Origin of the sequence: Pectobacterium artocarpous (assembly GCF_046159765.1) — a bacterium.
In the GTDB taxonomy this organism is placed as follows: Bacteria; Pseudomonadota; Gammaproteobacteria; order Enterobacterales; family Enterobacteriaceae; genus Pectobacterium.
The window spans coordinates 186,931-205,500 of the sequence record NZ_JBJXVK010000001.1; the positions used below are offsets into that span (position 1 = coordinate 186,931).

14 protein-coding genes and 1 pseudogene are annotated in these 18,570 nt (G+C 55.5%); 9 read left to right on the plus strand and 6 right to left on the minus strand.

Annotation, left to right across the window (positions count from 1 at the left end; all coding sequences use genetic code 11):
* Positions 1 to 179 precede the first annotated feature (179 nt).
* The 8 genes from atzF (at position 180) to urtE (ending at position 12,388) form a co-directional block, all read left to right on the plus strand.
* Positions 180 to 1,982, plus strand: a complete 1,803-nt coding sequence (gene atzF, locus ACKQAD_RS00830; RefSeq protein WP_409158390.1) for an allophanate hydrolase — start codon at positions 180 to 182, stop codon at positions 1,980 to 1,982.
* Positions 1,975 to 5,625 carry an urea carboxylase gene (uca, locus tag ACKQAD_RS00835; protein ID WP_409158391.1) on the plus strand — a complete coding sequence of 1,217 codons (3,651 nt, stop codon included), beginning with the start codon at positions 1,975 to 1,977 and terminating at the stop codon, positions 5,623 to 5,625. Before atzF ends, uca begins: the two co-directional genes overlap by 8 nt.
* A gap of 48 nt (positions 5,626 to 5,673) precedes the next feature.
* Positions 5,674 to 6,477 (plus strand): GntR family transcriptional regulator, encoded by an 804-nt coding sequence (locus ACKQAD_RS00840; RefSeq protein ID WP_409158392.1) that lies wholly within the window; start codon positions 5,674 to 5,676, stop codon positions 6,475 to 6,477.
* On the plus strand, positions 6,474 to 7,742 hold the full coding sequence (gene urtA / locus ACKQAD_RS00845; RefSeq protein WP_409158393.1) for an urea ABC transporter substrate-binding protein: 1,269 nt from the start codon (positions 6,474 to 6,476) through the stop codon (positions 7,740 to 7,742). The genes ACKQAD_RS00840 and urtA overlap by 4 nt, the downstream gene beginning before the upstream one ends.
* A gap of 433 nt (positions 7,743 to 8,175) precedes the next feature.
* Positions 8,176 to 9,765: an urea ABC transporter permease subunit UrtB gene (urtB, locus tag ACKQAD_RS00850; RefSeq protein WP_409158443.1), complete on the plus strand. Its 1,590-nt coding sequence runs from the start codon at positions 8,176 to 8,178 to the stop codon at positions 9,763 to 9,765.
* Between the two features lie 11 nt (positions 9,766 to 9,776).
* Complete coding sequence (urtC, locus tag ACKQAD_RS00855) at positions 9,777 to 10,853, plus strand: urea ABC transporter permease subunit UrtC (RefSeq protein WP_409158444.1); 1,077 nt, start codon at positions 9,777 to 9,779, stop codon at positions 10,851 to 10,853.
* Positions 10,854 to 10,908: 55 nt separating this feature from the next.
* Entirely contained in the window at positions 10,909 to 11,688 is a 780-nt protein-coding gene (gene urtD, locus ACKQAD_RS00860) for an urea ABC transporter ATP-binding protein UrtD (protein WP_409158445.1), read from the plus strand.
* Position 11,689: 1 nt separating this feature from the next.
* Positions 11,690 to 12,388 (plus strand): urea ABC transporter ATP-binding subunit UrtE, encoded by a 699-nt coding sequence (gene urtE / locus ACKQAD_RS00865; RefSeq protein ID WP_409158394.1) that lies wholly within the window; start codon positions 11,690 to 11,692, stop codon positions 12,386 to 12,388.
* 304 nt (positions 12,389 to 12,692) lie between these two features.
* Here urtE and ACKQAD_RS00870 read toward each other — a convergent pair whose 3' ends face one another.
* Positions 12,693 to 13,727 (minus strand): alpha/beta hydrolase fold domain-containing protein, encoded by a 1,035-nt coding sequence (locus tag ACKQAD_RS00870; RefSeq protein WP_409158395.1) that lies wholly within the window; start codon positions 13,725 to 13,727, stop codon positions 12,693 to 12,695.
* A 96-nt stretch (positions 13,728 to 13,823) separates the two neighbouring features.
* Positions 13,824 to 14,447 (minus strand): recombinase family protein, encoded by a 624-nt coding sequence (locus ACKQAD_RS00875; RefSeq protein ID WP_409158396.1) that lies wholly within the window; start codon positions 14,445 to 14,447, stop codon positions 13,824 to 13,826.
* Positions 14,448 to 14,614: 167 nt separating this feature from the next.
* Between ACKQAD_RS00875 and ACKQAD_RS00880 the strand changes: the two are divergent.
* A pseudogene (locus ACKQAD_RS00880) lies at positions 14,615 to 14,867 on the plus strand (DUF4158 domain-containing protein); the annotation flags it as partial.
* Between the two features lie 126 nt (positions 14,868 to 14,993).
* Here the strand turns inward: ACKQAD_RS00880 and ACKQAD_RS00885 are convergent.
* The 4 genes from ACKQAD_RS00885 to ACKQAD_RS00900 all read right to left on the minus strand — a co-directional run bounded on the left by ACKQAD_RS00885 (position 14,994) and on the right by ACKQAD_RS00900 (position 18,465).
* Positions 14,994 to 15,818, minus strand: coding sequence for an amino acid ABC transporter ATP-binding protein (locus ACKQAD_RS00885; RefSeq protein WP_409158397.1), 825 nt, complete (start codon positions 15,816 to 15,818; stop codon positions 14,994 to 14,996).
* Between the two features lie 24 nt (positions 15,819 to 15,842).
* Entirely contained in the window at positions 15,843 to 16,775 is a 933-nt protein-coding gene (locus tag ACKQAD_RS00890) for an amino acid ABC transporter permease (protein ID WP_409158398.1), read from the minus strand.
* 80 nt (positions 16,776 to 16,855) lie between these two features.
* Positions 16,856 to 17,410, minus strand: a complete 555-nt coding sequence (locus ACKQAD_RS00895) for a GNAT family N-acetyltransferase (RefSeq protein ID WP_409158399.1) — start codon at positions 17,408 to 17,410, stop codon at positions 16,856 to 16,858.
* A 74-nt stretch (positions 17,411 to 17,484) separates the two neighbouring features.
* The gene (locus tag ACKQAD_RS00900) at positions 17,485 to 18,465 is read right to left on the minus strand and encodes an ABC transporter substrate-binding protein (RefSeq protein ID WP_409158400.1); all 981 of its coding nucleotides are present in this window, start codon (positions 18,463 to 18,465) and stop codon (positions 17,485 to 17,487) included.
* Between the last annotated feature and the right edge of the window lie 105 nt (positions 18,466 to 18,570).

Here is an 18,570-nt window from a genome sequence, read left to right on the forward strand (position 1 = left end):
CCGTATATCAATGACCCACGCTTTTTTGCAACCATGCTCCGCGATGGCGCACGGTTGTTCCTTTTCTGTGCATTGCAATATGGCGATTTATTTTAATTCTATATAAATCAATAAAATAAAATTTGGCATGGTATTCGCTTTAGTGAATCCAATCTTGTATACCAGATGGGATTCACATCATGCTAAGAATGACAGGACTCACGCTTCAGGAATGGAAACAGCACTATCACCAGCAGGCCGATAACATCGGCGAAACGTTAGGGGCATTGCTTGCGAGCTTATCACCGGACGATCCGGCTTGGATCGCACTGGCGACACCTGAGCAACTTCAGGCACAAATCGCGGCGCTCTTGCCTCAGTATCGTGAAAATCCCGATGCGCTGCCGCTGTTTGGCGTTCCTTTTGCCGTCAAAGACAATATTGATGTTGCAGGCTGGCCGACGAGCGCAGCGTGTCCGGCGTTTACCTATCTGGCCGACAATGATGCGACTGCCGTTGCCAAACTGAAAGCGGCAGGGGCGATTGTCATTGGCAAAACCAACCTCGATCAGTTTGCGACCGGTCTGGTCGGTACGCGCTCACCGTTTGGTGAGGTGCCAAACACCTTTAACGCGGACTATGTTAGCGGGGGTTCCAGTTCAGGATCGGCGTCGGTGTTGGCGCGTGGGCTGGTTGCTTTTTCATTAGGCACTGATACCGCCGGTTCGGGGCGTGTCCCCGCCGGATTTAACAATATTGTCGGCCTGAAGCCGACGAAAGGGTGGCTATCGGCAAGCGGTGTGGTGCCAGCCTGTCGTCTGAACGACACCATCTCCGTGTTTGCACTGACCGTCGCAGATGCGTTTACCGTCGCCGAACTGGCTGGCGGCTACGATGTGACAGATGCTTACTCGCGTAGTAATCCAGGATGTGCGCCTGCGGCGCTGCCCACTCATCCGCGCTTTGCTATTCCCAGCGACCCGAATTTCTTTGCTGATACTGCTGCACAGGCAGCATGGCAACAGGCGCTGGCTGAACTAGAAGCAACGGGCGCGACGCTGCACCCTATCGATTTCAGTGTTTTCACACAGCTAGCCGATCAACTGTATCAAGGCCCCTGGGTGGCGGAACGCACCGTCGCCGTTGGCGACATGCTACGACAGCCAGAGAGCATGGATCCGGTGGTGCACGGTATTGTGGCCAGCGGCGAACGCTTCAGCGCGGTAGAGGCGTTTAGGGCTGAATACCTGCGTGCCGAACTGGCGCGTCAGATTCAGCAGATGCTGGCCTCATTTGATGCATTAGTCGTGCCGACCTCGCCGACAATCCACACGCGTGAGGCGATGAAGCAGGAACCGGTGCGCTACAACTCTCAGTTGGGCACCTACACCAACTTTACTAATCTGGCCGATCTCTCGGCGCTGGCGCTGCCAGCACCTTTCCGCTCCGATGGCTTACCGGCGGGGATCACGCTGATTGCGCCTGCCTGGCACGACCGCGCATTAGCGAGCTTTGGTCTGCGCTGGCAGGCGCAACTGGCGCTCACGCTGGGGGCCACAGGAAAAATGTTGCCTGCGGGGGCGGGCACCTTGTCGCCTTCCGCCTTACACGTCCGTCTCGCCGTTGTCGGGGCACATCTGACGGGCATGCCGCTGAACCATCAACTGACCAGCCGCGATGCGGTGCGGGTAGAAGAGACGCGCACCACAGAAAACTATCGTCTTTATGCGCTAGCGAATACGCAACCCGCCAAGCCCGGTTTAGCGAAAAGCACCGATGGCGCGGCGATTATCGTCGAACTGTGGGACATTCCGCTGGCGCGTTTTGGCGAGTTCGTCGCGGAAATTCCGGCACCGCTGGGCATTGGTACGCTGACATTAGCCGACGGACGGCAGGTGAAAGGCTTTATTTGCGAACCGGCTGCGCTGAGCGACGCCGTGGATATCACGGCATTCGGCGGCTGGCGTCACTGGCTTGCTCATCAGGAGGCATCTCATGTTTAAGACCGTACTGATCGCTAACCGAGGGGAAATTGCCTGCCGCGCCATACGTACACTAAAGCGTTTGGGTATCACCAGCGTAGCGTTGTATTCCGATGCGGATAAAAATGCACAACACGTGAAAGATGCCGACATCGCCGTATCGATTGGCGGCGAGAAGGCCAGCGACAGCTATCTGTGTATCGACAAAGTACTTGCCGCCGCACAGCAGACAGGGGCAGAGGCTGTTTGGCCGGGCTACGGTTTTTTGTCAGAGAGCCTGCCGTTTGCCGCGGCGTGTGAAAAGGCCGGCATTGCGTTTGTCGGGCCAACCGCTCAGCAAATTGGTGAATTTGGTCTGAAGCACCGTGCCCGTGAATTAGCCGCCGCTGCCGGTGTACCGATGACGCCAGGAACGCCGTTGCTGTCCTCGCTGGAGGACGCACTGGCCGCCGCCGAAGACATCGGCTATCCGGTCATGTTGAAAAGTACCGCCGGGGGCGGTGGTATCGGCCTGACGCGCTGTGCCGATGCCGTGGCGCTACAGGCCGCGTGGGAAAGCGTGCGTCGTCTGGGTGAACAGTTCTTCAGCGATGCGGGCGTGTTCCTCGAACGCTGTATCGATCGGGCGCGTCACGTAGAAGTACAGATTTTTGGCGATGGTAAAGGCCGCGTAGTGGCATTGGGCGAACGTGATTGCTCATTGCAGCGGCGCAACCAGAAAGTCGTAGAAGAAACGCCTGCACCGCATTTGCCGGAAGCGACGCGTGCGGCGCTGCTGGCCTCAGCGGTGAAGCTGGGTGAGCTGGTTAGCTATCGCAGCGCGGGAACGGTGGAGTATATCTACGATGCCGAACGCGATGCATTCTTTTTCCTCGAAGTGAATACCCGTTTGCAGGTGGAACACCCAGTAACGGAGTGTGTCACCGGGCTGGATTTGGTCGAATGTATGCTGCGCGTTGCGGCGGATGAAACACTGGACTGGGCGAAACTGACGCAGGCAGCGCGTGGTGCCGCGATTGAAGTACGTATTTACGCGGAAGATCCGCTGAAAAATTTCCAGCCCAGCCCCGGTGTGCTGACCGAAGTGGCGTTTCCTGCTGGCGTGCGTGTTGACGGCTGGGTAAGTTCTGGCACCGAGGTGTCGGCATATTACGATCCGATGATTGCCAAGCTGATCGTTCACGCGGAAACCCGTGAGCTGGCGCTGGAAAAGATGCAGCAGGCGCTGAATGCCACGCGTTTGCACGGCATTGCCACCAATCTCGATTACCTGCGCCAGATTATCGCCACCGAGGCGTTCCGCAGCGGAACCGTGTGGACGCGGATGCTCGACAGCTTTACCCCATCCGCCTCGGTGATTGAAGTGATGCAACCTGGCACCTGGAGTAGTGTGCAGGACTACCCCGGACGCCTCGGCTACTGGGACATCGGCGTGCCGCCGTCCGGCCCGATGGATGATTTCGCGTTTCGGCTGGCGAACCGTATTGTCGGCAACGATGAAACTGCCGCCGGACTGGAGTTTACGCTACAAGGCCCGACGCTGCGCTTCCACCGTGAGGCAGTCATTGCGCTGACAGGCGCAGACTGCCTGGCGACGCTGGATGGGGAAACGGTGCCATACTGGCAGCCCGTTACGGTAACGGCCGGGCAAACGCTGACGCTGGGACGGGCGCAGTCTGGCTGTCGCACCTATCTGGCGGTGCGTAATGGCATTGATGTGCCGCAGTATCTCGGCAGCCGCTCGACCTTTGCGCTCGGAGAATTTGGCGGTCATGCCGGACGAACGCTGCGCGTGGCCGATATGTTGGCGATCTCTCAACCTGCATTGCCAGCCTGCACCACGCCTGCGCCCGTGAGTAAGCCGCAAGCTGTGGACGCCGCGCTGATTCCGCAGTATGGCGATGAGTGGTGCATTGGCGTGCTCTATGGTCCGCACGGTGCGCCGGATTTCTTTACCCACGCGGCAATCGACGAATTTTTCGCGGCGGAATGGCAGGTGCACTACAACTCGAATCGTCTGGGCGTGCGTCTGGTTGGGCCGAAGCCCACCTGGACGCGGGCTAACGGCGGCGAGGCGGGTCTGCATCCCTCCAACGTTCACGACTGTGAATACGCCATCGGCGCAGTGAATTTTACCGGTGATTTCCCGGTGATCCTCACTCGAGACGGGCCGAGTCTGGGTGGATTTGTCTGTCCGGTCACGATTGCCAAAGCAGAACTGTGGAAAGTCGGTCAGGTTAAGCCTGGCGATCGTATCCGCTTTCATCCTATCAGCGCGGATGAAGCGCGAGCGCTGGAACAGGTGCAGTCTGACTGTGTTGCCACACTGGGTGTGACGCAGACGCCTACCTTTGACGTGCCCTTGCTAGCGACGACAGAGCACGGCTCTGCAACGGTGTTGGCGGCTGTAGCGGCCACCGCGACCACCCCAGCCGCCGTGTATCGTCAGGCGGGGGATAACTACGTTCTGATTGAATACGGCGACAACGTGTTGGATCTGGCGCTGCGGTTGCGTGTCCATCTCCTGATGGCGGCGATTCGTGCCTCCGAAGCCGCAGGGATCGAAGAGCTGTCGCCCGGCGTGCGGTCACTACAGGTGCGTTATGACAGCCAGGTTATCCGCCAGCAGGCGTTGTTAGACGTACTGCTGCATCTGGAACATCAGTTGGGCGACGTTAGCCAGATGAAAGTACCGTCGCGCATCGTCCATTTGCCGATGGCGTTTGAAGACAGCGCCACGCTCGGCGCGGTGGAGCGCTACCGCGAAACCGTACGGCCTAGCGCGCCGTGGCTGCCGAATAACGTCGATTTCATCCAGCGTATTAATGGGTTAGCGAGCCGTGAAGACGTACGCGACATCATTTTCGATGCCAGCTATCTGATTCTGGGGCTGGGCGACGTTTATCTCGGCGCGCCCTGCGCGGTGCCAGTCGATCCGCGCCATCGTTTATTGAGTTCCAAATATAATCCGGCACGCACCTTCACCGCAGAAGGCACGGTCGGTATCGGCGGCATGTACATGTGCATTTACGGCATGGATTCGCCGGGCGGCTATCAACTGGTGGGGCGCACGCTGCCTATCTGGAACAAATTCCTCAAGAACGATCAGTTCATTGCGGGTGAACCGTGGCTGCTGCGCTTCTTCGATCAGGTGCGGTTTTATCCGGTCAGTGAAGCAGAACTGACAACGCTGCGTGAGGATTTTCGCGAAGGACGTGCCGCGATCCACATCGAAGAAACCGAATTTGATTTCGCTGAACACACTCATTTCCTAACGGAGCTGGCCGACGATATTGCCGCGTTCCGCCAGCGTCAGGCCACGGCGTTTGAAACGGAAGTGGCGCTGTGGCAACAGGAGGATGACAGCGCGCAGCAGGAGGGGGTAGCGGTCGTCCCCGTGGAGAACGACGTCGATGCGTTTCAGGTCAGTGCGGACATGAATGGCAACATCTGGAAAGTGCTGGTGAACGTCGGAGATGTCATTGAAGCCGGGCAGCCGCTGATTATCGTCGAAGCCATGAAGATGGAGCTGACGATTAGCGCGCCGCAGTCTGGCCGGGTGAAGCGCATCGGTTGCCAGCCGGGGCGACCGGTCAGTCCCGGTGATGCCTTGCTGTGGTTGGATAGGGGCTGGAATAAAAGGACAGGCTGGCATAAACCATGAGCCTGAATAAACGGACGAACGGCAATAAACAGCCAGGAGGAGAAAACGATGCGAGCAGGTACACAAAAGAGCAGCAAAGATCGCCCGGAAGCGCTGGCGGAGCGGGTGTATCAAGCGCTGAAAAACGACATTTTCGACTTTCACCTGATGCCGGGCGACCGCTTTAGTGAAAATGAAATTGCCGAGCGGATGTCGGTCAGTCGTACGCCGGTGCGTCAGGCGCTGTTCTGGCTGGAGCGGGAGGGCTATGTCGAAGTCTATTTTCGCAGCGGCTGGCAGGTTCGTCCGTTTGATTTCGCCTATTTCGAAGAACTGTATGATTTCCGCATCGTGCTAGAACGCGAAGCCATTCGACGACTGTGCGGAATGCCGCCGGGTCGCTGTGCCGAGCTATTGGCTGACCTGAAACGCTTCTGGATTGAAGAACCGCGTCTGGATGACGGCAAGATCGTCTCCCGCTACGACGAAGGGTTTCACCGAGGGCTGGTGACAGCGGCAGGCAATAGCGAAATGGCGCGGGTTCACGGCGAACTGACGGAGAAAATCCGCATTATTCGGCGTCTCGATTTCACCCGCGAGGATCGTATCGACGCGACCTATAAAGAGCACGCCCGTATTCTGCTGGCGATATTACAACAACACACCGAGGAGGCGCAGCGCATTCTGACCGACCACATTGCCGTCAGTAAAGCCGAAGTCAGGAAGATCACCCTGCACATGCTACAACAGGCGCGGCCTCAAGCTGTTTCACCGCAATCTGTTTCAATGCCATCCGTTTCAACGGAAGGCACTTCACCTGACGCATCACACAATTCCGTTCTCACTCAACACGACTTAAGGGCTAATAAATGAAAAGACGTTCATTGCTAAAAGTTTTTGCGCTTTCTGCGACGGTGGTTGGTATGGGATTGACCTGGAGCGTGCAGGCGGCGGACACCATCAAAGTCGGCATTATGCATTCGCTGTCCGGCACAATGGCGATTTCGGAAACGCCGCTGAAGGATGTCGCGCTGATGACCATTGATGAAATCAATGCCAAAGGCGGTGTGTTGGGTAAAAAACTGGAGCCGGTAGTGGTCGATCCGGCATCAAACTGGCCGCTGTTTGCCGAAAAAGCTCGCCAACTGCTGACGCAGGACAAAGCGGCGGTGGTGTTCGGCTGCTGGACATCGGTATCGCGCAAATCGGTTCTTCCGGTATTTGAGGAACTGAACGGTTTATTGTTCTACCCGGTACAATATGAAGGCGAAGAGATGTCGCCGAACGTGTTCTACACGGGTGCAGCACCGAATCAGCAGGCGATTCCTGCCGTGGAGTACCTGATGAGCGAAGACGGCGGGGCGGCGAAGCGCTTCTTCCTGCTGGGTACGGATTATGTGTATCCACGCACAACTAACAAAATTCTGCGTGCGTTCCTGCATTCTAAAGGCGTGCAGGACAAGGATATTGAGGAAGTTTATACGCCGTTTGGTCACAGCGATTACCAGACAATTGTTTCCAACATCAAGAAGTTCTCGGCGGGCGGTAAGACGGCGGTTGTGTCCACCATCAACGGCGACTCCAACGTACCGTTCTATAAAGAGCTGGCGAATCAGGGTATCAAAGCGACGGATGTACCCGTTGTGGCGTTCTCGGTCGGTGAAGAGGAGCTACGCGGAATTGATACCAAACCGCTGGTCGGCCATTTAGCTGCATGGAACTACTTTGAGTCGGTAGATAACCCAACCAATGCCGACTTCGTGGAAGCTTACAAAGCCTATGCCAAAGCGAAAAATCTGCCGAACGCAGGCACGGTGGTGACTAACGATCCGATGGAAGCCACCTATGTGGGCATTCATATGTGGGCGCAGGCGGTAGAGAAAGCGGGTACCACAGACGTAGATAAAGTCCGCGCCGCGATGGCCGGCCAGACCTTTGCCGCACCGGATGGCTTTACGCTGACGATGGACAAGACCAACCACCATCTGCACAAGCCGGTGATGATTGGCGAGATTGAGGAAAACGGTCAGTTCAACGTGGTCTGGCAGACGGATAAACCGGTTCGCGCGCAGCCGTGGAGCCCGTATATCCCCGGTAACGATAAGAAACCCGATCATCCAATAAAAGCCGCGCAGTAAATTTGAGTTTTAGGCCTTAATCCGGCGTAAAAAATTATGCATTGATGGGCATGACCGCCGAGTGAGCGGCATGGATGCCGAGAAAGTCAGTGTCGCGTAGGACAAAAAACGTCAAAGACGTTTTTGAACAGCACGTGTGCTGGCCTGTAGGGAGAGTCCCGTTTATGGGACGAATATTCGCGTTACTAGCGGCTCGATTATCGGTCATAAACATCGATGGAACCGCGTAGCGGCATAATTTAGCCGGAAGTCTGGGGTCGCAGGGCGGCGGCGATTGAGCGCCTGCGTCGGGCGCGCATACGGTATTGCATATGAATGGCGGCGTTATAGCGCACGAAATACTCACTGTGCCAGCATACTAAAGGTGTGGCGGTGAGACGGCTGGATATATAAGGCAAAATAAATGGTGCCGAATAGATATTATCTCTCTTATATGGCGGATATTGCGATGATGAGTTGTCGATTATCTACGTTTGTGTTGTCGCTGTGTCTGATGCTTCCTTTGCTGGCACAGGCCGGGCCTGCGGCCGATTTCGCCGCGGCAAACCGCACGCAGCAGGCCGAACTGTTGCAACAATGGGCCGCTGCGCCGGATCCCGCACGTTTGCCGCTGTTACAGGCATTGCGCGATGAATCCGTGGTGCTCGATCGTAACCAACAGCCATTTAGGGATGTGCAGGGGACGTTAACGCCGCTGGAAGGGCATGCGGAACCGGTTGGCGCGACCAAAAAGCTGTTTATGAATAACCGCCTGCGTGTGCTGGTTGCTACCGCGCTGGCCTCACATCAGCTCGTTAGCGACGATGCCGCAACGCGTCTGAATGCCGTACGGCAGTTGCAAAGCGAGAGTAGTGCGGACCAACTGCCGCTGTTGGTGCAGCGCCTTGAGGTAGAAAAGGATGCGCAGGTGCATGATGCGCTGAATACCGCTATTGCGACCCGACAGTTAAGCGATCCTAATCCGCAGGTGCGGCTGGAGGCGGTCAAACGCTTAGGGCAGACCGGCGATCCGCAAATGCAGGCGCGCTTACAGCCCTTGACGCAGACGCAAAACGAATCGGATACCGGCGTGCGTGCGGCGGCGCAGGAGAGTCTGGATCAGATTAAGCAAAGCTTGATCGCCGGCGATCTGCTGGGACAGGCGTTTACCGGGCTGTCGCTCGGTTCTATTTTGCTACTGGCGGCGCTGGGGTTGGCGATCACGTACGGGCTGCTGGGCGTCATCAACATGGCGCACGGCGAAATGCTGATGTTGGGAGCATACGCGACTTGGCTGGTGCAGTCGCTGTGTCAGCAGTTTGCACCCGGCTGGCTGGCGTACTATCCGCTGCTGGCGTTGCCTGTCGCTTTCTTCATTACGGCTGGTGTCGGTATGGCGCTGGAACGTGCGGTGATCCGTCATCTGTATGGCCGGCCGCTGGAAACGCTGCTGGCAACCTGGGGAATTAGCCTGATGCTGATTCAACTGGTGCGGATGTTATTCGGGACGCAAAATATGGAAGTGGCGAACCCCGCGTGGCTGTCCGGAGGGTTGCGTCTGTTGCCGAATCTGATGCTGCCGTATAACCGCATCGCGGTGATCCTGTTTGTTCTTGGCGTGCTGCTGCTCACCTGGTTATTGCTTAATAAGACTCGCCTCGGCATGAACGTGCGGGCGGTAACACAAAATCGGGCGATGGCGGATTGCTGCGGTGTGCCGACCGGACGCGTCGATATGCTGGCCTTTGGTCTGGGTTCCGGCATCGCCGGGCTAGGCGGTGTGGCGCTGTCGCAGCTAGGCAACGTCGGGCCGGAGCTGGGACAGGGCTACATCATCGATTCATTCCTTGTTGTCGTGCTGGGTGGCGTCGGGCAGCTTGCCGGAACGGTGGTGGCTGCATTCAGCCTCGGCATTCTCAACAAAGTGCTGGAGCCGCAGATCGGTGCCGTGCTGGGAAAAATTGTCATTCTGGTACTGATCGTGCTGTTTATTCAGAAGCGGCCACAGGGGCTGTTTGCATTCAAAGGACGGGTGATTGACTGATGACGCAACCTATTACGCAACCCATGACGATAACCCTGACGCAGCGCGCGCCGCGACTGATCTTTGGCCTCGGCTCGATCGCTTTTCTGGCTTTGCTGACGCTGCCGTTCCTCGCGCTGTTGCCTGCAGAGAATCCGTTGGCGATGTCGACTTACACGCTGACGTTGATCGGCAAAATTCTGTGCTATGCGATTATTGCCGTCGCGCTGGATCTGGTGTGGGGCTATGCCGGGCTGCTGTCGCTCGGGCACGGCCTGTTTTTCGCGCTGGGTGGCTACGCGATGGGCATGTATTTGATGCGGCAGGCCGCTGGAGAAGGAATGCCCGCGTTTATGTCCTTTCTGTCGTGGACGGAACTGCCGTGGTTCTGGGCAGGAACCCAGTATTTCGCCTGGGCGCTGTGCCTGATTGTGCTGGTGCCTGGCGTGCTGGCTTTTGTATTCGGCTGGTTTGCATTCCGCTCCAAAATCAAGGGCGTGTATTTCTCGATCATGACGCAGGCGCTGACCTACGCGGGTATGTTGTTGTTCTTCCGTAACGAAACCGGTTTTGGCGGTAATAACGGTTTTACCGGCTTTACCACACTGCTCGGTTTCCCCATTACGGCCACCGGTACGCGCATCGGGCTGTTTGTCGCCTCCGTGCTGTTGTTAATGGCCAGCCTGCTGGTGGGTTTTGCGCTGGCGCGCAGTAAATTTGGCCGCGTGTTGACGGCGGTGCGTGATGCGGAAAACCGTCTGATGTTCTGCGGCTACGATCCGAAAGGCTTCAAACTGTTTGTCTGGACGCTCTCCGCCGTGCTGTGCGGGCTGGCCGGGGCGCTGTATGTGCCGCAGGTCGGCATCATTAACCCTGGCGAAATGTCACCGACCAACTCCATCGAAGCGGCTATTTGGGTGGCGCTGGGCGGACGTGGAACGCTGATCGGGCCACTACTCGGTGCGGGCATCGTCAACGGGGCGAAAAGCTGGTTTACCGTGGCCTTCCCTGAATACTGGCTGTTCTTTTTAGGGCTGATGTTTATTCTCGTCACGCTGTTTTTGCCGCGTGGCGTGATTGGCTTGCTGACGAGGAAGAAGCATGACTGAGTCTTTATCTGCACCATCTGTCTCCGAGCCTGCGTACACTGTTGCCGCTCAGCCGATGTTTGCACAACCACACCCGTCGGATCGTCATCGTCATCAGACCGATCCGGTGCTGCAACTCGACAAGATTAATGTGAGTTTTGACGGTTTCCGGGCACTCACCGATCTGTCGTTGCAGATTGGCGTGGGGGAACTGCGTTGTATTATCGGCCCAAACGGCGCGGGGAAAACCACGCTGATGGACGTCATCACCGGTAAAACGCGGCCCGACAACGGCAAAGCGTTTTACGATCAGTACACCGACCTGACGACGCTATCACCGGTAGAAATAGCCCGCGCAGGAATTGGGCGAAAATTTCAGAAACCGACGGTGTTTGAAGCGCTGACGGTGTTTGAAAATCTCGATATCGCGCTGAAAACCGACAAGTCAGTGTGGGCGAGTTTGCGTGCCAAACTACATAGCGAGCAGCGTGATCGGATTGACGAGACGCTGGCGCTGTTGCGGCTCGGTCACGAACGGCAGCGCCCCGCAGGGCTGCTGTCGCACGGCCAAAAACAGTTTCTGGAGATCGGTATGCTACTGGTACAGGAGCCCCATCTGCTGCTGCTTGATGAACCCGCCGCCGGGATGACCGACGCAGAAACGGCGTACACCGCCGAACTGTTCCGCAGTCTGGCGGGCAAACACTCGCTGATGGTGGTAGAGCACGATATGGGGTTTGTCGAGAGCATTGCCGATCGCGTCACCGTGCTGCATCAGGGGCAGGTGCTGGCGGAAGGATCGCTGCGCGAAGTGCAGGCGAATGAGCAGGTGATTGACGTTTATCTGGGGCGCTAACATGTTAGAGATTGTTGAACTGAATCAGTACTACGGCGGCAGCCACATCCTGCGCGGCCTGTCCTTTGAGGTAAAACCTGGCGAGATTACCTGCCTGCTCGGGCGCAACGGCGTGGGGAAAACCACGCTGCTGAAATGCCTGATGGGGCTGATTCCGGCGAAATCCGGCACGATTCGCTGGCAGGGCGAAGCGATCAATACGCGCAAGCCATACCAGCGTGTGCAGGATGGCATCGCCTATGTGCCGCAAGGGCGGGAAGTTTTTCCTCGTCTGACGGTAGAAGAGAATCTGCTGATGGGGCTGTCGCGCTTTCCGGGTAAACAGGCGCGGCAGGTGCCGGATGAAATCTACCAGCTTTTTCCCGTATTGGATGAAATGAAACAGCGACGCGGCGGCGATTTGTCCGGCGGGCAACAGCAGCAATTAGCCATTGGTCGTGCGCTGGCCTGTAAACCACAGTTGTTGATTCTGGATGAGCCGACAGAAGGCATACAGCCGTCGGTGATCAAAGAAATCGGCGCGGTGATTCGCCAACTGGCGCAGCGTGGCGACATGGCGATTCTGCTGGTCGAGCAGTTTTACGACTTCGCCGCCGAACTGGCTGACAGCTATTTGGTGATGTCACGTGGGGAAATTATACAGCGCGGACGAGGTGAAACGATGGAACAGGACGGCGTGCGGGGGCTGGTTGCGATTTAATGCGAGTGGCTTATTATTTCTGTCTGGAATGATGAATAGGCTGCGTCTACATATTCTCAATGGTGCGCCCGAAACGCTAATACCTGAGATTACCGTATTCATCAAGGGCTGGTAGGGGCCGCTGGGTGACAAACCAGCAGATGAACGCCGTACAGTTTGCCCCTAATGATGCCGTTATCAACATGCCACCCGGGCAACTGCCTGATGATTTTTTTGAAGGTAAATAATACTGAACCCAATAATACCTGAGGTTAATTGATTCGTTATTTCCCGTTAGAAACGGGAAATAACGAATATGAGGATGTCAGAGATTGGCATCCGGATTTATTGTTGATTGCTTCCCTGTTTTTTCAGGGGAACCCAGCGTCTGACGAAACCAGTCAACAACCTTGCTGATTACTGCTGGCTGGTACCAGTGATAATCGCCGTGTTCAGCGCCTTCAATAAGCACATAATTAGCGTGATTTCCGGCTTTTTTGAGTAATCCATAAAGTGTTGCACTTTGCTCCGGCGAAACCAGCGAATCCTTGCTGCCGTGCATAATCAGGAACGGAGGGGTATGGCCACTCAGATGTCCAACCGGGCTTGCATTAAGCGCTTTTTCTGGTGAGTCTGTTATTGATGCCCCTGCAAAATTCCGGAACGCTGCACCATTAACCAGCAGGGCTTCTGTTGCTGCAGGTGAATGATGAACACGCTGAATAACCTCAGAGAAACCTTCACCTATATTTCGCAGGTCAGAAATTCCGTAAAGCGTCGCGACCGCCTGAACATCCGATGACTGACTGAGGTTGTCACCTTTATCAAAAGATTGATCGCCGTTTGTGGTTCCCAACATCTGAGCAAGCCATCCTCCGGCTGAGTCTCCCAATACGCCAATTCGTTTGGGATCGACTCCATATTCTATTGCATGCTGGCGGATGTATCTGACAGCACTTTTAGCGTCGATAACCGGTGCCGGGAATATATCAGGGATCGTCCGGTATTCTGCGGCCACCACGACAAAACCGGCCTCTGCCAGCGCCATGCGCATCTCAATAAACTTGTCATGCTCGGATGTAGTAAATCCTCCACCGGGAAAATAGATAATGGCCGGTTTCAGCTCATCATTACGGGGAACTAAAACAGACATGTGCATTTGCCTGACTGACCGGGTACTTTTTACCTGCGCGTATACCACGTCCCCGATGTAATCTACCTGGTTGCGGGTGGTTTTAACCTGAATAACCTCTGCTCCCTGAGTATATCCTGGAAGGTCGTGCTGTTCGGAAGCTATCGTTCCGGTGATTGTCGAAATCATTAAAAACCCTCCAGTAAGGAAAGCCTGCCACTGTTTCATCTTTTTTCTCCTGTAATGTCTAACGATATGATTTAAAATATGAAAAAACTCCATCTGGGACGGAGTAAAATAACTTTTCAGCGAACCCTGACATCTTTAATAAAGAGCCTGGATACGGCAAACCTGTGAAACACTGTAGCCCGTTGCGTCTGCGGTTTCGCGGATGCTGAGTTTTTTTATCTGTCGGTAGTACAGGACTTGCTGATGCCGTTCATGATCGGCCTGTTTACCCCTGTATTTACCCAGTGTATGCGCCCGTTCGATTCCCTGTTTTTGCCGCTGGTTGCGGCTATGCCAGTCCTTGTGCGACATCGCGGCTATCAGGTCGATAAGCATGTTATTGATGGCGGTTATCACGGCGCGGGTGAGCGGGTCAGCCTGTGAAAGGTCTTTATCTGATAGCGCCTGCCATGATGTGGGCACATCCAGGCTGATAATTCGTAGTTCATGTTGCTCGATCTGCTTTTTCAGCCTCATCCAGTCGCTGTTGCTCAGGCGGGTCAGATGGTCTATCCGCTCGACCAATAAAATATCATTGTGATGACAGTCCGTCAGTAAGCGTCCCAGCTCCGGGCGGTCAAGTTTTGTGGCGCTGATGTTTTCCCGATAATAACTGGTTATTTTATGTCCCCGTTCCTGAACGAACTGCTCCAGCATCTCTTTTACCCGATCGGCAAACTGATCTTCCGTCAATGTCCTTAAATAAGCTCTAATGAACATTTTTTCACCACGTTATCGCATTTAAGTTGTTGCATTTATTCTATCGCACATAGGTTATATCATTGATGGGGTGCCGTCACGTTTTGGTTATGGCGTCAGGGTGTACCCTTAGGCGATAATCGAATTTGTTAAAAATACCGAATGGAATGATTTACGAGGAAAACTATATGGCACGGAGGCAGATTCTTTCGCTGTCGGAAGAATCATTATTGGCGTTACCAGATGATGAACTAATGCTGACCTGAATGGCGTATTTCAGTGAACATGATCTTGCGTTTATTCCCATCTGACTTGCCGCTGAAGCATATCGCCAGCAGGCTGAAACTCACCGGGGATCTCTGACCAGCTTACCTTTCTGGTAGAGATACAACCCGGCGCGAGCATTTAACCGAACTATACCGCTATCTTGGTGTAAAAGCGTGATGGTTCAGGTTTATAGCAGCCCGTATACTGAGTGACTACCTGAAAAGTCATTGTTTATCCCCCTGTCTGGCTCGCTGCGAGTGAACCAGACGGGGTGTTAGTCAATAACTGACCTTTATTTCCTCACAGCACCTTATTCAAAAAGTTGATCGTGCGTGGATGGCGGGGGTGGTTCAGTACCTGCCAGGAATCGCCGCTTTCGATAATTTTCCCGTCCACCATAAATACCACGCGGTCGGCGACTTCGCGCGCAAAGCCGATTTCATGTGTGACGACGACCAGCGTCACGCCGGATCTGGCTAGCGACTTGATCACATCCAGTACCTCGCCGACCAGTTCAGGATCGAGCGCGGATGTCGGTTCATCAAACAGCATGACTTTGGGCTTGAGTGCCAGCGCACGGGCGATGGCAACGCGTTGCTGCTGACCACCAGACAGATGGCGGGGATAGGACTGGGCTTTATGGCGCAGGCCGACGCTTTCCAGCAGGGTAAAGGCGATATCTTCGGCCTCCTGGCGTGAATACAACTTATGCGCCAGCGGGGCTTCAATAATGTTCTCTAACACGGAAAGGTGTGGGAACAGATTGAAATTCTGGAACACGTAACCGACGTTGATGCGCTGGCGTAAAATGTCCTTTTCTTTCAGCTCATAGAGCGTATTCCCCTTGCGACGGTAGCCGATGTAGTCGCCGTCGATGCGGATAAAGCCGTCGTCCACCCGCTCAAGGTGGTTAATGGTGCGCAGCAGCGTGGATTTCCCCGAACCGGACGGGCCGAGGATCACCGTGACGGAACCGGGCGCCAGCGTCAGATTGATATCTTCCAGCGCTTTGTGCTGACCAAAATATTTTGCCACGTTGCGGATCTCGATCAGCCCCTGAGCATTTTCTGCCTGTGGCTGTGTAGCAGGGCGAGCATGAGCGAAATAGTCGATAGCTTCAGACATGGTGAATCTCCAGAATCGGGTAGATTAATGTGCGCGCTTGCGCGTCAGGAAACGGACGAGTCTCTGGCGCGGCGTTGGCAGCATTTCACGCACGGCACCGCGCGACACATAGCGTTCCACGTAGTATTGGATGACGGATAGCACCGTGGTGATCAGCAGATACCAGATAGTGGCGACCATCAGCAGGGGGATAACCTGCTGCGTCCGGTTGTAGATGACCTGAACGGTATAAAATAGCTCCGGCAGCGCCAGCACATAAACGATGGACGTGCCTTTTGCCAGACTGATGATCTCGTTGAAACCAGTAGGCAGAATCGAGCGCAGCGCCTGCGGCAGAATGATGCGTACTGTACGGCGACCTCCGGGCAGCCCGAGCGCGGCAGAGGCCTCAAACTGCCCGGCATCTACACCAAGAATACCGCCACGAATAATCTCTGCCGTATAGGCGGACTGCACCAGCGTCAGGCCAAGTACGGCGACGGAAAATTGATCCAGTAAGTCAATCGTCGGATAGTTCAGGAAGACGATGGAGGTAAACGGAATCCCCAGCGCCAGTTCGTCGTAGAGATACGAGAAATTGTAGAGAATGATCAGCACCAGAATCAGCGGCAGTGACCGGAACAGCCAGATATAGAGCCACGACAGGGTGGACAGCAGATAAGACGGCGAAAGGCGCGCCAGCGCCAGTGCGGTGCCAAAAATGATGCTGAATATTGTGCCCAGCGCGGTCAATAGCAGCGTTTGCCCCAGACCGGTGAGTATAACCGGATTGAAAAACCACTCGGCAAAGACCGCCCATTCCCAGCGCGGATTTAGCGCGATTGACTGAATAATCCCGGCAAAAATAAACAGGGAAAAGAGCGCGCCAGCAAAACGAAAGGGATAACGTGCAGGCACGATGCGTAACGGTGCCGGGCTCAGTGCCGGCTGAGAAGGTATGTGTAGAGATTGTGTCATATCGATACCCTTTGAAGGTGATCCTGAAAAATGTCCTTTTGCTCTTCATCACCGCACTGGGTGAGACGTGATGTGCTGGGTCAACACACTTTCAAATGGCGAGCGATAAGATCGACCTTCGTCTGTCGAGCAGCCCGAGGGGGGGCTGTGTCAAACAGCGCTTTCTTAAACGGCAGTCGCCCATCGTAAGGCGGAATGCTGTAGGTTACCGGGTCGACGTTGATGTCGAACTGCGGGGTATAACCGTGGCTCAGGTAGAGGCACACGGCTTCAGGCTGGCGGAAACCGGTGGTCAGGAAAAAGTGCTGATAGCCTAACCGGCGTGCATGTTGCTCCAGCTCTTGCATCACTTTCCCTGCCAGCCCCTGACGGCGCAGTGCGTTATCCGTCCATACGCGCTTAATTTCGGCAGTGGTGCTGTCGTAGCGTTTAAACGCGCCAGTCGCAATCGGTACCCCCTGACGCAGCAGCGCAATAAAAATGCCGTGCGGTTGCTGGTAGATTCCCAGCGGATCGCTTTCCCGTTCGCCAAAAAAATCACCATAGCGCTGCTCATATTCCGCGAATAACCCGTCGATAATGGGGGCCATGATAGGGTCTTCGGGCTGGGTAACAATGAAGATGTCGTCGGACATGGCGTGCTCCTGATTCATTAACACATGACGGGCTATCGGGTATGTTCATCGTGTCCGATAGCCATCGGGCGGGATTAATCGCCCAGTCCCGGCGGGTTGATTTCTGAACGGTCGATACGCTCAATACTTTCTCCCCAGCGGTTTAGCACCTGGTCGTATTCGCCACTTTTAATCACGCCGTTCAGCGCAGTATTAATTGGCTGAACCAGTCCGCTGCCTTTGCGCGTGGTGACCGCGATATGTGCGACGTTGGGATAGCCGCCGTTGACCGTGCCGACATGCTTAACCTTGCCGGTCAGCTCGGCTTTGTACGCCCCGATCACGTTGGGGCCGAAATAGGCATCGGAACGACCGGATTGTAGGCTCAGGTTGGCGGCCGCATCGTCCGTGACATAAATCGGCTGAAAGGCGGGCAGACCGTTGGCGCGATTCTGCTTATCCCAGGCCAACAGCACAGCCTCCTGATTGGTGCCGGAACCAACAATAATCTTCAAGCCAGCGATGTCTTTCGCTTCGTTGATGGACTGAATCTTACTGGTGGATTTCACATAGAAGCCCAGCGAGTCGATGCGGTAGGTGGCGAAATCGAACTTTTCCTTGCGCGCTTTGGTGACGGTAATGTTGATGATGGCGGCGTCATACTTGCCGGAAGTCACGCCAAGCGGCCAGTCTTCCCACGAGGTGGGGACGATATTCAGCTCCAGCCCGAGGCTGTCGGCCACCAGTCGGGCGATATCCGGTTCGCTGCCCACCACGGTTTTGTTATCGTCGGCCAGAAACGCCAGCGGCGGTGACGACCCCAGCGCGGCAATCGCCACGGTGAATTTACCCGGTGTGACGAAGGTAAAATCAGCCGGTATTTGCGCGATAGCCTCTGCGTTCTTCGGTGCATGGATCGGCTGTTGATTGGCTTTTAGGTCAATAGCCGCCTGCGTGCTGGTCGCCATAGAAAACGAACCGAGCAGCACTCCCGTCAATAGTGTCGCCAAGCGCGATGGACGCAGTCGATGTGAGTCGGATGACTGCGTGATGGTGTGGGCAATCTCTTTTTGCATCTGGTTTTCCCTTGCAGGTGATTATTGTGACATTGTCACTTTATGTGCCTTGCTTAATTGCCGATACCCGGCGGATTCACGACGGATTGCGCGATTTTTTCATCC

Excerpts from the sequence above, each read along its gene's own strand:
- atzF (WP_409158390.1), top strand. The coding sequence starts at position 180 with ATGCTAAGAATGACAGGACTCACGCTTCAGGAATGGAAACAGCACTAT.
- uca (WP_409158391.1), top strand. The coding sequence starts at position 1,975 with ATGTTTAAGACCGTACTGATCGCTAACCGAGGGGAAATTGCCTGCCGC.
- ACKQAD_RS00840 (WP_409158392.1), top strand. The coding sequence starts at position 5,674 with ATGCGAGCAGGTACACAAAAGAGCAGCAAAGATCGCCCGGAAGCGCTG.
- urtA (WP_409158393.1), top strand. The coding sequence starts at position 6,474 with ATGAAAAGACGTTCATTGCTAAAAGTTTTTGCGCTTTCTGCGACGGTG.
- urtB (WP_409158443.1), top strand. The coding sequence starts at position 8,176 with ATGGCGGATATTGCGATGATGAGTTGTCGATTATCTACGTTTGTGTTG.
- urtD (WP_409158445.1), top strand. The coding sequence starts at position 10,909 with ATGTTTGCACAACCACACCCGTCGGATCGTCATCGTCATCAGACCGAT.
- urtE (WP_409158394.1), top strand. The coding sequence starts at position 11,690 with ATGTTAGAGATTGTTGAACTGAATCAGTACTACGGCGGCAGCCACATC.
- ACKQAD_RS00870 (WP_409158395.1), bottom strand. The coding sequence starts at position 13,727 with ATGAAACAGTGGCAGGCTTTCCTTACTGGAGGGTTTTTAATGATTTCG.
- ACKQAD_RS00875 (WP_409158396.1), bottom strand. The coding sequence starts at position 14,447 with ATGTTCATTAGAGCTTATTTAAGGACATTGACGGAAGATCAGTTTGCC.
- ACKQAD_RS00885 (WP_409158397.1), bottom strand. The coding sequence starts at position 15,818 with ATGTCTGAAGCTATCGACTATTTCGCTCATGCTCGCCCTGCTACACAG.
- ACKQAD_RS00890 (WP_409158398.1), bottom strand. The coding sequence starts at position 16,775 with ATGACACAATCTCTACACATACCTTCTCAGCCGGCACTGAGCCCGGCA.
- ACKQAD_RS00895 (WP_409158399.1), bottom strand. The coding sequence starts at position 17,410 with ATGTCCGACGACATCTTCATTGTTACCCAGCCCGAAGACCCTATCATG.
- ACKQAD_RS00900 (WP_409158400.1), bottom strand. The coding sequence starts at position 18,465 with ATGCAAAAAGAGATTGCCCACACCATCACGCAGTCATCCGACTCACAT.